Genomic DNA, 13,827 nt, shown 5'->3' on the forward strand with positions numbered 1-13,827 from the left:
CTGTAGTTGGAGTAGTTATTGGGGTCCTCGTTATTTCTATTGTAAAGATGTTCAGTTAGGAGGGAGATTTGCATAATGACATTTCAGATTCAAAATTTAAGTAAAAACTTTGGTGGTAAAAAAGCGGTGAACAATATTTCAATTCACTTAGAAGAAGGGCAAATCCTCGGCATGCTAGGTAGAAATGGCGCTGGAAAAACAACAACCATTCGAATGATGTTAGAACTGATTCCTAAAGACAGTGGAAAAATCTTATGGAAAGGAAAACCTTTCTCCAAGAAAAATTTAAAAATAGGTTACTTACCGGAGGAACGTGGACTATATGCAAAAATGAACGTTTTAGATCAGATCATCTACTTTGGTATGTTGGAAGGTATGAGCAAAAAAGAGGCGAAAAGAGAGGCACTAAAGTGGTTGGAAAAGCTTGAAATCTCTTATGCGGCAAAAAAGCGTACCGAACAATTATCGAAAGGGAACCAGCAAAAAGTACAATTAATTACGGCAATTATACATGACCCGAATTTTATCATTTTAGATGAGCCTTTCAGCGGGTTAGACCCTGTTAATGCAGATATGTTGAAAAGCGTCGTAAAAGAATTGATTGCTAAAAAGAAAACAATTATTTTCTGTAGTCATCAAATGGAACAGGTTGAATCTTTCTGCAGCCAAATCTGTATTTTAAAGGAAGGGAACCTGATTGTTTCTGATGAGTTAGCGAATGTTAAGAGTTCCTATGATTATCGCTACTTGGAACTGGAAACATCGGCTGCTGACTTGAAGGATTACCTTATGCTTAAACAATATGAATTTACTGAGGAAAACAACCGGTATAAGTTAAAAATTCCGAGAAGCGAAAAAATATATCAGCTCATTCAGGAGTTCGGAGAGAAATTCGAGCTGAATGGGATTTCATTAAAAGAGCCGAGCCTGCATGAAATCTTTATTGAACGGACAGGAGGGATGTAATTGCGTAACTTCAGTATTGTATTCAGCACTGTTTTCAAAGAAGCTGTTAAAACTAAAGCATATGTGTATATTACGCTCGGTCTGCTTGTGCTAAGTGTACTGCTCTTTGCATCCCCAACGATTTTGAGCAAATTCGTGAAGGATAGCTCGGAAGAAACATATAAACTCGTCAATCGTACATCTTTGGGATTAACTGAACAAGATCTTGCCAAAGTAGATGGGAATTGGGAGATTGTAAACGATGCAAGGATAGAAAAGCTAAAAGAAGAGATTAAATCAGAAGAACTGGCAGGATTCTTTGTGTTGGAAGATCGAGTGGATATGATGCAGCTGAATATTTTTATGCCAGAATTGAACAATGAACTACTGCTCATGTTAGAATCCTATATTGAACAAAAGAGAGTGGCATCTATTGTAGAAGCTCAATCCATTCATCCGACGGTTGTTCAGGCACTAAACGCCCCATTACAGACAAGCTTTGGATCATTATATGAAACAGAGCCAAATGCCTTACTTATTGTCTATGGATTGATTGCAATTATGTTTTTGGCCATTTCTATTTACGGGAATAATGTTGCAACAGCAATTGCGTCTGAAAAATCTTCCCGAGTTATGGAAGTCATGATTACAAAGGTAACGCCAGTACCGATGATGTATGGGAAAATTTTAGGCATTGGTCTAGCAAGCTTAGCGCAATTATTCATCTTTATCGGAGGCCTCCTATTATGGGCAAACTTAGGTATTTTTGAGATTCCTGAAGGGTCGTTTGTACAGACTGTAATTGAGACAATTACGTGGGGGACAGCCGCATATATCCTCATTTTCTTCATCATTGGGTACTTCATCTATGCGACATTATTTGCTATTGTAGGATCGATGGTAGGTCGTCCGGATGATTTATCGAGCGCAACAATGCCAATTGTAATTTTATTGATGGCGAGTTTGACAGTAGAAATATTGTTTGTCATGGATTATCCGGAAGGCACTTTGACAAAAGTAACTTCGTACATTCCATTTACAGCACCAATGAGTGTACTGATCCGTATTGTCTATAATACGATTGCGCCGGGAGAAATTATTATTTCAATATTGGTTATGATTTTATTTATTGGAGTATTTGCCGGTATAGCTGCGAAAATATATCCAAAGGGTGTTCTAAAATCAGATAGTTTAACATTTAAACAATTACTTCAATTTAAATGATAGTTGTTAGCGTTCCAATATTTTGCAACGTTTTAAGAGTTTTCTCAAAGGCTAAACCAGCTTTCGGGAAGACTTTTTAATTTCATGTATTAGTATATAATGGATATAAAGTAAATTTATAACGGAGTGTAAATGAGTGGACGGACTAACTATTGAAGCAATCATATTATTTCTTATTCAATACTTGATGCTACTATTTTTTAACACATATGTATTAGACTTGTCATGGTCAAAAAAACAATTACTCACGATTGTATTAATTATATTTTTACCTACTTCTATATTGTTTCAATTTATTGGTGCAATATCGATTCTATACTATTTAGCCATTTTCACATGGATGATTTATCGGAAAAACCGAGTAGTTATTCATATTTTCCATTCGTTAGTAGCCCTTATTTTTTTAGTCATTTCAGATAATATTTCAAGTATAGTGACTTTTCATTTGCTTGGTAGAATCGGCAATGATCAACTGACATTATTCAGCTATATATCATTATTCATCCTATTGGGCATTCTATTTGCTTTTTGTTATAAACGCATTGCAAATTTAATTAATAGGTGGGTATTCCACCGTGTTGTCTCTTATATACTCGTGTTCCTTGGTTTTGTTGCAGTAGTTTTTATGTATATCAATATTATGAAAATTGACCATGGAAATTTTAATGAGAGCGTCCAGGATAATTTGGTAATGTTTCTAACTTATGTAGCGATACTGACAATCAGTATTACTACCATTGTCTTTCTTGCGTTTAAACAATTCAAAATGGAGCAACGTGAACAGCAGATAAATAACTTTGAATCATATGTAGCGTCACTTGAACAAATTAATCAGGATATGCGTAAGTTTAAACATGATTACATCAATATTTTAACTTCTTTACGTATCTTTATTGATGATAAAAACTATGATGGCCTCCATACATATTTTTACGAATACATATTAGAAGCGAGTCATCAGGAACAGTTGAATCAGCACTCGATGATGGTATTGAATAACCTGAAAATCAATAGTTTAAAAGGGTTATTAACGACAAAGATTTTACAAGCTCAATCCCACCAAGTTCCGTTTCATATTGAGATTGTGGAAGAAATCACTGATATCCCGGTAGACCCAATTGTTTTAAACCGTATGGTAGGGATTCTGCTGGACAATGCAATCGAAGCAGCAAGAGAAACTGAAGATGGAGAAGTACGTGCAGCCTTTATTCATATGAAAGATGCGATTTTATTAGTCGTAACTAACAAATTTAATGAATCAACAAATATAAAAGTACATGAAATTTACAAAGAAGGCTTTTCAACAAAGGGAGAAAATCGAGGACTGGGCTTAGCTAATTTACGTCAAATGAAAAACAATTTAAAAAATGTTAGTTTAAACACAAAAATTAGCCCGCCTTATTTTATTCAGGAAATTGAGTTTAAAAAGGGGTAGATTAGATGGATATAGTTATTTGTGAAGATGATCGATTTCAATTGGATAGAACGAAAGAAATAATTGAGAACTTCGCCATGATGGAAGATAACGGCATGAAAGTAGTACTTGCAACTACGAATCCACATGATGTTGTCTCATTTTTAGAAAACGAAAAGGCGGATTGTTATTTTTTGGATATAGATTTAAAAGACGAAATTACTGGGATTACATTAGGAAGCAAAATTCGAGAGGATGATCCAGTTGCTAGCTTAGTGTATATTACAACACATGCTGAAATGAGCTTTCTTACCTTTATCTATAAACTGGCAGCATTAGATTTTATTATTAAAGACAATACGAATACGTTAAAGGAAAAGATACTATCCACTTTAAAAGAAGCTCATCGACGCTATTTAAAATTAGGCGAACAAGAAAGCGTTCAAAAACTGCAGATCAAAACTACGGGACGTACTTATACTATCGATTTCCAAAATATTTACTTTTTCGAAGCATCTTCGGATTCGCATAAAGTGATATTGCATTTGGAAAATGAACATATTGAATTTTACGGTCGTTTAAAAAATTATGAAGGGCTACATCCCGATCTTTACCGCTGCCATAAATCTTTTATAGTGAATAAAAGTAAGATTACAAACATTGATTCAAAAGAAAGATCTATTATGTTAGATAATGGTGAAATTTGCTATGCATCCGCAAGGCTGATTAAAGGTTTATTGAAGGAAACTGTTATAACTTGAAGGGATTTTGATTAAATTTTTAATTTATGAAGATGGCCTCTTTGTGCGTAGTTACGGCGTCTGCCACTGTAAGCGCCGACTTTATAGCGTAACGGGATAAAGCAGGGCACAATAGATTTAGCGAATTCTCATGCCACAATAAAAGCAGCAGTAAAGGCGCATCGTTTACGGTGTGCCTTTATTGCTGCTATGCGGCTTTCTTCAAAATATATTGGAATTAAATAAGAAACTATATGAGAACACTCTTTAATCTTTGAAGAAAAAGACGCATGTTGCTTCACTCACTTCATCAAAAAAGCCTTTTTCGATGGACCGATCAGATAAAGCTCATGCATGGCACGGGTTAAGGCAACATACAGCAGTTTCCGGTCAAGAGGGTTGTCATCATACGGTGTGTCAAATGACGTCAGAATAACCGCATCAAACTCTAAACCTTTTGCCAAATGACTTGGGATGACAAGAAGTTTTTGCTGGTCGATTGCTGAATTTTCATCGAGCAGCTGAGCAGGGATATCCGACTCCTCAAGCTGTTCTATTAACTGAACCGCTTCCTCAGTTGTTTTACAAATGAGTGCAATGGATTGATGCTGATTGTCGCGAATTTTTACAAGCACGTCTTGAATAATAGCGGCATCAAAATGTTCTGCGGTGATAAATTGCGGTACTTTCCCATGACGGACAACCGGTTCAACAAGCGGTAAATCCTCATTCATTTGCATCAGGATTTCATTGGCGACATCCATTATTTCAATGGTTGTCCGGTAGCTTTTTTGAAGAGTAGCATACGTTGCGCGCGGGAATAGAGAGAGCACGGGCTGCCAGTCTGTCAGTGACCGGTAGCTGTGGATTCCTTGTGCCAGATCTCCAACCATTGTGAACATATCCGTTTCAAGGCCTGCTTTTAGTGCTGCAAGCTGAAAATAGCTGTAGTCCTGCACTTCATCGATAAAAACAACGCGCATTTTCCATTTGTCATCAATGCCTTTAATCTTGGCCTGTAAAAAGTAAAGGGCCGCCAAATCCTCCAAGACCCAACGTTCTTTCTGATGCGCTTTTATAAAATGTGCGATTTCTTCCAAAGACCATTCAGGAGCAATTTCACCCAATAAATTACGATTCGTCAAAAGCTCACGGTACAGCTGCTTCACTTTCACTTTCATAAATTTCATCATATAGACTGTTGCAACGGATTTTGCTTCCTGTTTAATTTTTGGAACGCGGGCATCCCGTTCATCGATCAGTTTTGTTACTGTACGACGGCGTTTCTCCGCATCTCGCATGCCATTCAGTGCACGGCCGATTGCATCTTCATAGCGCGTATTCAGTGTCGAGAGCACAGCTGCCGTTTTCCGCTTCACCTCTGTTTGAATTACCTTTTTAATACGCTCAAGCCGTTTCTCGACAGGCATATAATGAAATTCAACCAAAAACAGCTTTCGTAAATGCTCGCCTTTCATAATGCGGTATTTTTCAATGAATACATCATCAAACAATGCGGCAAGCTGCTGTTCATGGTGTTCGATATAGCGGTTCATCATAAGCTCATAAAATGGACTGCCTTTTGTTTTTGAAATTATGGCATTTTCTTGCTGTACGGAAGGGTTCGCAATGAGCTGCTCGAGTTGTTCATTCGGATTTTGCAGTTTTAATTTCAGATTCAGTGCATCAAGCACATATTGCGCATACGTTGTCTGGCAAATTTTATCGACGCCAAGCTCCGGTAATACATCGGCAATATAGTCGATAAATAACCGGTTTGGAGCAAGAATCATCAACTGTTCGGGATTGAAATGCTCGCCCATAGTGTAAAGGAAATACGAAATCCGGTGCAGGGCAATCGTTGTTTTACCTGAACCTGCTGCACCTTGTACAAGGATTGGCTGACGAAGATGTGCGCGAATAATTTCATTTTGTTCTTTCTGGATCGTAGAGACGATTTCAGTTAACCGGACATCGGCTTTTCCTTCAAGCGCTTCTTGCAGGAGTTCATCATTTGTTGTTAGATCGACGTCACGGTAATTGATCAGCTTGCCGTTTTCAATTTTATATTGGCGCTTGGCAAACAAATGACCGGAATGTGTTTCATCCCGGACATCATAAGAAATATCGCCAAGGCGGCCATCGTAATAGACGTTTGCGACAGGGGAGCGCCAGTCAACGATAATCGGTTCATGGGTCTCACTATGGAAAAGTGAAGTCTTTCCGATATAAAGAAACTCCTCGTTTTCGTTTTCACGCTGGAAATGGATTCGTGCAAAATACGGTTTTTGGCGAATCGCTTCCAAACCTTCTTTTTGATTACGGGCAAGTTCGAAAAAACGTGTATTCATTAAAATATTCAGGAAGCTGTCACTGGAGTCCAAATATTCCACATTGGCCATCGCAGTACGGATATTTTCCTGTGCCGTTTCAATATCTCTTTTTGAGCTATTTAAAATCTGGTCCATATAATGGATCGTTTCGTGCAGGCGCTGTTGTTCCTGCTTAAAATCTTGAGCTGTCATTAAAATTTCCCCCTAACGCGTTACCACTTTGCAACATGTTCTTCAATGCAGCCAAGCATTTGCTGGATTTGCAGTGTTTTGCCATCATCGAGCTGAATAAATCCATCGTAATATCCGACCATCTGGTGAACAGAGGAAACGATGAGCTTCGCATTCGTTTCTGCCACACGTTCAAAAAATGGTGTGAAAGTTAAGTTGACGCGACCGCTAAATTTCGTTTTGATCGTCCACGGATGCATGAAATTAGTGCGATCATAGTGAAACAGAACATCTTCATGAATTTTCGTCATTTGACCATCGATAAAGATGGCATTTTCGGTCATGCCTGTCCCATCCGTCCACTTACCGCCAAAGTTTAAACCGATCCGCTGACCACGAACGCGCTGTGAAGCCATGCCCCAGTTCCATGTTGCTTCACGTGGCCAAACACCGCGGCCGTAATCGAGTACAGCAAAGCTTTCTTCCGGTGTGAACGTAAAGGTGCGATTTCCGATTTTTACCGTTCCCGAAGTTGGTAATGTGTGATGTTTCGCCGTAAATTGAAATGTACGTCGATTCCATGGAATGACTACATTGAGGGAATCATCGTCTTTCGGATGTGCTATTGTGAGCTCTGCGTGTAAAGGGTCACCATCAAAATCAGGCGCGGTTACTGTTAAATGGGTCTCGCGGTTGAAGTATGTAAGTTGAATGGACATTTCAGTATTTTTGTAGTGAATTGTTTCCAGTACTTGTGTCGGCATTTTTACTTTTGCCCCAAGCGGAATTAAAATTGTTTTTTCAAAGTAACGTTGTGTTTCATATTCGAGGAAATAAACAAAGCATACAGCCGCGTAATCCATATGACTGATTGTCGCGGAAAATAAAATCTCCTCGCCATATACACACCAGTAATTCCATTTTTTCTTGCGCATAAAATGCCCTGACAAATTACTGTCGATAATAGGTCTTCTTGCAAAACCGATTGCTTCCGGATTTAGATTCCCTTTTTTATCGCAAAGGGCTATAGGAAGAAAAATTTCCCTTTCTGCATGTTGTGTCATCATAATTCCCCCTAACTATTTCATAATTCCGATAAAATAATTGTAGCAGACATTTACAAAAACAGGGGATTTTTGCTCTACATTCACAACACTTTCATAATTAGAAAGTACTCGACATACGCTGTGAAAAAAGGAGAAGATCGTTGCCTACTTATAATCGGGATGCTGCTGTTGCTTATGCAAATAGATGGTGGGACAGCTTTAACCCGGAATATCCGGTATTTCGGGATGACTGCACGAATTTTATTTCCCAGTGTTTACGTGCTGGAGGGGCTCCAATGCGGGGGGCACCGAATCGGGGGCAAGGCTGGTGGATGATCGGGCAACCGGAGCGCTGGAGTTATAGCTGGTCTGTTGCACACTCTCTTCGCTGGTATTTGGAGACATCCACGCAGGGCTTACGCGCGACAAGGGTAAACTCGGCTAGTGAACTGCAGCTTGGGGATGTTATTTTTTATGATTTTACGGGGGATGGCCGTATCGATCACAGTACAATTGTGACGCGCATCAAGCAGGGGGTTCCGTATGTAAATGCCCATACATCCAACAGCAGTGACCGCCTCTATACGTATGAAGATTCCACAGCCTATACCCCGAACATGCAGTATTACTATTTCCATATAGCGGATGAATTTTGAGGGTGCTTATGGGGGAGGAGAGGTGAACTAAGCGGAGTTTTTCCACTTTTTAAAGCTGATGGAGTACCATATTGTGGTAGCCTGACTAATAATGAGTCTTTTTAATAAATTCCCTCAGTGTAATATATTAAATATAGATTATTCATGCTAATGTAATAGTAGTAATTGAAGGAGGATTTGGCGATGACTTTATCAGTAAGAGACGCAGTATTGCAACGCCGTTCGATTAAGCTGTTTAACGGACAGCAAGTTGACAAAAAGGCGGTAATGGAAATTTTGGATGATGCAAAGTGGGCACCGAATCACGGTAACCGTCAGCCATGGCGCATTGTAGTAGGTGCAGAGGAGCAGCTGCCAAAAGTGCATGAACTGCTTCGAGACCTGGCAGTTCCGAAATGGCAGGAGCTTTCGGAAGATGCGCTTGAAATTCAAATGAAAAAATTCACATTGGCCGGTGCGTACGCATTTGTGCTTGTGACAGAAGATGTTCGTCAAAAAGAACGACTGGAAGACTACGCGGCAGCCGCTTGCTATTTACAAAATGTGCAACTGCTGGCGTGGGAAAAAGGCATTGGCACGTGCTGGAAAACACCGGGATTCCTGGACAACCCGAAATTCCGTGAAGCATTAAACGCACAGCCACATGAACGTGTTATTTCGATGTTCCAGTTCGGTTATTACGATAATGTGCCAAATGTAAGAGTACGTAAAGAGCTTTCGGAATTTGTAACGGAATTTGGTCAATAATAGGATTGAATGCATGAGGAAACGATGATTTCCTTGTGCATTTTTTTATGGGGACCAACATGTGTGATTAATTATGACATTTATGTAAAATAATTTACAATTAATTAATTTGAATTCGAGATAATTACATAATAGAATTGAATGCTGTATATAGAAAATAATAAATGAGGAATTCATTCTGATATGGAAAGATTTCACCAAAGGAGTTATTATGCAGTTTAAAAGTTTAAAAACCCGACTAATGATAATCTTGTTATTAGTTGGAATTATTCCTGTTTTAACGATAGTTACATATAATTATTTTGCAACATCAACCAGCTTCGAAGACGCTCAGTTTGATCAGCAACAAGAAATCGAACAAGGTGTTTCCGAATATTTCGAAACAACGGCAGCCGACCTTCAACATTTAGTCGAGCTGTATGCAAAAGATCCGGAAATTCAGCAGTTGTTGACGAATAAAGACCGGGATGCTATTCAATCTGTAGGAGAGGTATTATTTAAAAGATTAAATGCACTGCATAAGCTGACCGTTATGGAGCTTGGTGATGAAAATGGCACGGTTTATTTAAGAGGCCATAATCCTGCAAAGTTCGGGGATGACAAGTCCGATATTCCAGCAATCCAAGGTGCACTTGATGGAAAGGTGTACAGCGGATTTGAATATGGCTCAAGCGGTCTGGCTGTACGAGCATTTGCACCGGTTGAAGTGAATGGGCAAATCGCTGGGACATTGCAAATAGGCCTTGGCAATGAATTTATTGCAGAAGTGCAAAAATTATTCCCGGGTATGTCACTTCAACTTCTGAATGGAGAGGGTGAAATTGTCGAATCCTCAGAAGAAGCGAGTATCGGTACAAAGCTAAGTGGTAAGACAATTGAGGATGTATTGGCCGGAAAGTCGAGCCAATTGAAAAATGACGACGAGCAAATAATCGAAAGCTTTTTACCAATGAGAGACCCGGCAGCTACTTCGGTTATTGGCGGGATCCATCTCAAACAAAATATAGAAAAATCGCAAACCGCGATGGTTAACATGATCAATATGAGTGCTGTGATTTTAATCACCACCATTATCCTATCTGTTCTTGTTGCCTTGTTCTTTAGTCGCTCATTAACAAAGCCTATTCTCAATACATCGCAACTGATGCATATGCTAAGTAAAGGAGATTTGACGCAGCGTATGGATGATCATATTCGTCAAGATGAAATAGGCCGGTTAATGACGGATATGAAAGTGATGCAGGAACAATTGCATGGGACAATTTCGGAAGTTTCCTTGGCATCAAGCAGTGTGACAGTGCAAAGTACAATGCTTGCCCAGTCGACAAATGAAGTTTCTACAGGTGCTTTGGCGATTGCCGAAACGATGGAAGCACTGTCGCGCGGGATAGAGACTCAAACGAATGAAATTGCCGAAGTGTATGAAGCGGTAACGGATTTTTCTGAAACATTGAAAGAAACGACCGAGCAAGGAACAAAGCTTGAAACGCTATCGCGAAACGTTCTTTCCCTTTCATCGGAAGGAACAAAAATGATGGAAACTTCAAATGGACAGATGGAACAAATTCATGACATGATGCATACGGCAATTGAAAAGATGGGAGACTTAGGCCAACGTGTCGGACAAATTTCTTCGTTTGTGAAAATTATTGAAGATGTCGCCAATCAGACGAATCTGCTTGCATTAAACGCGTCAATCGAGGCTGCTCGTGCAGGTGAACATGGTAAAGGGTTTGCCGTTGTAGCCGAAGAAGTACGCAAACTCGCGGAGCAAGTGGGTAATTCGGTAACAGAAATTACAACGATTGTCGGAACCATTCAGTACGGAACGAATGAATTAAGCAATTCATTACAGCAAGGCTTTACGAAAGTTGAAACAAGTTCAAAACAGCTTGCACATACTGCCGAAACGTTCAGGGAAATCGAACAATCGGTACTGAAAATGGACCAGTTTATGAGGCAAGTGCTTGTTCAGCTACAAACGATGAGAAAAGAAGGTCAGGATATTAATGATTCCATGCAGGAAATCTCAGCGATTACAGAGGAAACTACAGCCAGCGTAGAAGAAACGACGGCTACAGTCGTTCAAACAAGTGCCACAATGGAAAATGTTGCGGCAACGACAGAGCAGTTGGCTGAACTGGCCGAGAAGTTGGATGCTATTGTAAAAGAATATAAAGTGTGATGTTTATGTATAAGGAGTTGCCGCATCTTGTCGGCAGCTCCTTTAATTATTCCCTGACGAATAATTTGCGAGGATTGAGACTAACCTGGTATACAATTCATCTAAGAAAGGATGAGATATAAATGAAAAAAGTATTATTTCTGCTCGGGCTTCTATTATTGGCAGGGTGTTCGGAGGAAATAGTCGCGTATGAGGGGATGCCGTTAAAAATTGCTGTTTTAGGGGAGTTTCAAGATCATTACAATACCAATATAGAAATTGTAGAAATTACATTCGAGGCTCTTGAAGAAGCGGTTACGGATTCAACTTTACAATTTGATGCACTTTTTATAACGCCAACTGTTTTTGGACAAGCTTCCAGGGATGAATATATTAAGGTATATGAAGATGCGATCATCCCGATTGTTTATTATGAAGCAGCGAAAGGTCATTTTGCTTTTACGAAAGAGAACATAACTTACGATACACTGCACTTTCAAAATCTGATAAACGGGTCGCATTCAACGCTTTATTTACATAATGAAATTCTAGTAGGTGATGAATTGTCAGAGATAAAATGTGATGTCGATGTTTTTAATTTTTACTTGAATGGTGACCGTTATGATATTATGCTGAAAGAAATTTATGAAAAAATTGAAACATTAACCTGATGCAATGTGAAAAGTCCCGTTACAAAGTTTTATTAGCTTTGTAACGGGATTTTGCTGTTACTAAATAGCGATTTCGATTTCTTCAACGGAGATTTCTTCTGGCTTTGGTGCACGTTTACGGTGAGAGATTACGCCGGAAAGAACCGTCATGAAAAATACACTAGCAACAGTTACGATAATACAAGGGACTAAATAGTCGCGGTTCATCGAAAGCAGAATGTCTGTACGGAACCAGTTTTGAAACGGAATACCACAGCCGAGAAGAACGGCAAAGAATAACACTTTTACTCCGACAGATTTACCTTTCATCTTTTTTATCATTCCATTAATAAAGAGGCGCAGCATAGCTAAACCTAATCCGACAAAAACGAAGATGACCAAATACATCTTGCTGGATTCATCTAAAATAAACGCTTTTCCGATCATAAATGCAATAATGGCCAGTGAAGCAGCTAAAATTATTTTCGATATTTTATTCATATATAATTCCTCCTGAAAAAGTATTGAACAACTTGTTGATTACTGTAATTAGTTTAAAATGAACCGGTATAGGAAGCAATCAACAGAATATTTCAAGGTGTTGAGTGGAGAGGGGAAGTCAGCACTTTTGAGTAGATAAATAAACAAACGGAGCGAAAAAACGTCTCTTTCTTTAATGGGAAAGGGAGTTTACCGCCTGTATGCTATTTCAAAATAAGTTTTGGATGGGGGAGATGGGGAAAAGGTACTTACGAATAATTTAATGGAGGGATGCAAATGTTTTTTGATGAGCCGAAACAGAAAATTGATGTTGCCTATACGAAACAGGAATTGCTAGAAAAACTCCAGGAATTACGCAGACCGGATAATGAACTGGAAGGGACACATATTTATCTTTTAACAAAGGATGTAGACGAATTCCACTCGATTGCACGTGATCAGCAAGTGTCGCTTATTACAACGAATGGTGTCCGCAGTATATTGAAAACAGCTTTGACGAAGGAATCGCCAATAGAAGAGAAAATTCGCCGCCTCGGTTTACCGGAAAACAAGCGGCTGGAATACGAAAAAATTATTGAAGATGGCGGGAAACTGCTCATAACAGGCACCGATCCATTCGATGAAGAAGACTGGACAGGTCACACTCTCGATGATTGGATTACGAACCGCTCCAATCCCTCAAACCTCATTAACAAAGAGGTAATGGATGAACGCCCTGTCCCATTTGAGCCCGAGAAAAAGTATGAGACATTGCCGAATACAACGGTTGCAGGAGATTTTGGCCGCAGCAGTGATATCGATGATCCGGATATTATTCCGTTACAAGACGACCAGCGCATTGTTCGCGACCCGAATACAAAGGAACTTGGCATTTATCAGGCACCGCATGATAAACAAAATTAACAGGAAAGTCAGACTGTTCTTTAAGGGCGGTTTGGCTTTTTATGTGGGATGGGGGAGCAGGAATTTATTAGAAAGTTCGGGGAGAGTATTAGAAAATAACCGGCGTAGACCGTATTTTTAATCGGCAAAGATGCGGGGATTGACGGGGGCTGATTTTATTAGAACAAATGAAAGGGTTATTAGAAAAACGAGGGCAGTTTTTAGAAAATGAGTCAGAGCAGACTATATTTTTGATCTGAAAAGGTACGGGGGAAGACGGGGGCTGATTATATTAGAACAAATGACCGGGATATTAGAAGAAGCGAGGGCGTTATTAGAAAGTCCGGGGAGATT

General features: G+C 39.3%; 12 protein-coding genes. 9 read left to right on the forward strand and 3 right to left on the reverse strand.

Going from position 1 to position 13,827, the window contains the following annotated elements:
* Nucleotides 1–75 precede the first annotated feature (75 nt).
* The 4 genes from MKZ25_RS01965 (at nt 76) to MKZ25_RS01980 (ending at nt 4,344) form a co-directional block, all read left to right on the forward strand.
* A complete protein-coding gene (locus MKZ25_RS01965; protein WP_340799907.1) occupies nt 76–966 on the forward strand; it encodes an ABC transporter ATP-binding protein in 891 nt (296 codons plus the stop codon).
* Nucleotides 967–2,169 carry an ABC transporter permease gene (locus MKZ25_RS01970; protein ID WP_340799908.1) on the forward strand — a complete coding sequence of 401 codons (1,203 nt, stop codon included), beginning with the start codon at nt 967–969 and terminating at the stop codon, nt 2,167–2,169.
* A gap of 136 nt (nt 2,170–2,305) precedes the next feature.
* Nucleotides 2,306–3,604, forward strand: coding sequence for a sensor histidine kinase (locus tag MKZ25_RS01975; protein ID WP_340799909.1), 1,299 nt, complete (start codon nt 2,306–2,308; stop codon nt 3,602–3,604).
* Nucleotides 3,605–3,609: 5 nt separating this feature from the next.
* A complete protein-coding gene (locus MKZ25_RS01980) occupies nt 3,610–4,344 on the forward strand; it encodes a LytR/AlgR family response regulator transcription factor (RefSeq protein ID WP_340799910.1) in 735 nt (244 codons plus the stop codon).
* Between the two features lie 281 nt (nt 4,345–4,625).
* Here the strand turns inward: MKZ25_RS01980 and helD are convergent, their stop codons facing one another.
* Together helD and MKZ25_RS01990 are read right to left on the reverse strand one after the other, a co-directional pair.
* Nucleotides 4,626–6,848, reverse strand: a complete 2,223-nt coding sequence (helD, locus tag MKZ25_RS01985) for an RNA polymerase recycling motor HelD (protein WP_340799911.1) — start codon at nt 6,846–6,848, stop codon at nt 4,626–4,628.
* A gap of 20 nt (nt 6,849–6,868) precedes the next feature.
* Entirely contained in the window at nt 6,869–7,891 is a 1,023-nt protein-coding gene (locus MKZ25_RS01990) for a DUF2804 domain-containing protein (protein WP_340799912.1), read from the reverse strand.
* Nucleotides 7,892–8,034: 143 nt separating this feature from the next.
* On the opposite strand from MKZ25_RS01990, the gene MKZ25_RS01995 reads away from it, so the two are divergent.
* The 4 genes from MKZ25_RS01995 (at nt 8,035) to MKZ25_RS02010 (ending at nt 12,111) form a co-directional block, all read left to right on the forward strand.
* Nucleotides 8,035–8,529 (forward strand): amidase domain-containing protein, encoded by a 495-nt coding sequence (locus MKZ25_RS01995; RefSeq protein WP_340799913.1) that lies wholly within the window; start codon nt 8,035–8,037, stop codon nt 8,527–8,529.
* 183 nt (nt 8,530–8,712) lie between these two features.
* Nucleotides 8,713–9,276 carry a nitroreductase family protein gene (locus MKZ25_RS02000; protein WP_079523800.1) on the forward strand — a complete coding sequence of 188 codons (564 nt, stop codon included), beginning with the start codon at nt 8,713–8,715 and terminating at the stop codon, nt 9,274–9,276.
* Nucleotides 9,277–9,487: 211 nt separating this feature from the next.
* Entirely contained in the window at nt 9,488–11,461 is a 1,974-nt protein-coding gene (locus MKZ25_RS02005) for a methyl-accepting chemotaxis protein (protein ID WP_340799914.1), read from the forward strand.
* 122 nt (nt 11,462–11,583) lie between these two features.
* Nucleotides 11,584–12,111, forward strand: coding sequence for a hypothetical protein (locus MKZ25_RS02010; protein ID WP_340799915.1), 528 nt, complete (start codon nt 11,584–11,586; stop codon nt 12,109–12,111).
* 60 nt (nt 12,112–12,171) lie between these two features.
* On the opposite strand, the gene MKZ25_RS02015 is transcribed toward MKZ25_RS02010, so the two are convergent.
* Complete coding sequence (locus tag MKZ25_RS02015; protein WP_340799916.1) at nt 12,172–12,591, reverse strand: MFS transporter permease; 420 nt, start codon at nt 12,589–12,591, stop codon at nt 12,172–12,174.
* Between the two features lie 276 nt (nt 12,592–12,867).
* Here MKZ25_RS02015 and MKZ25_RS02020 point away from each other — a divergent pair, with 276 nt between their 5' ends.
* Nucleotides 12,868–13,494, forward strand: coding sequence for a general stress protein (locus MKZ25_RS02020; RefSeq protein ID WP_340799917.1), 627 nt, complete (start codon nt 12,868–12,870; stop codon nt 13,492–13,494).
* Nucleotides 13,495–13,827 lie beyond the last annotated feature (333 nt).

The organism is Solibacillus sp. FSL W7-1464, from assembly GCF_038004425.1.
Lineage (GTDB): Bacteria > Bacillota > Bacilli > Bacillales_A > Planococcaceae > Solibacillus.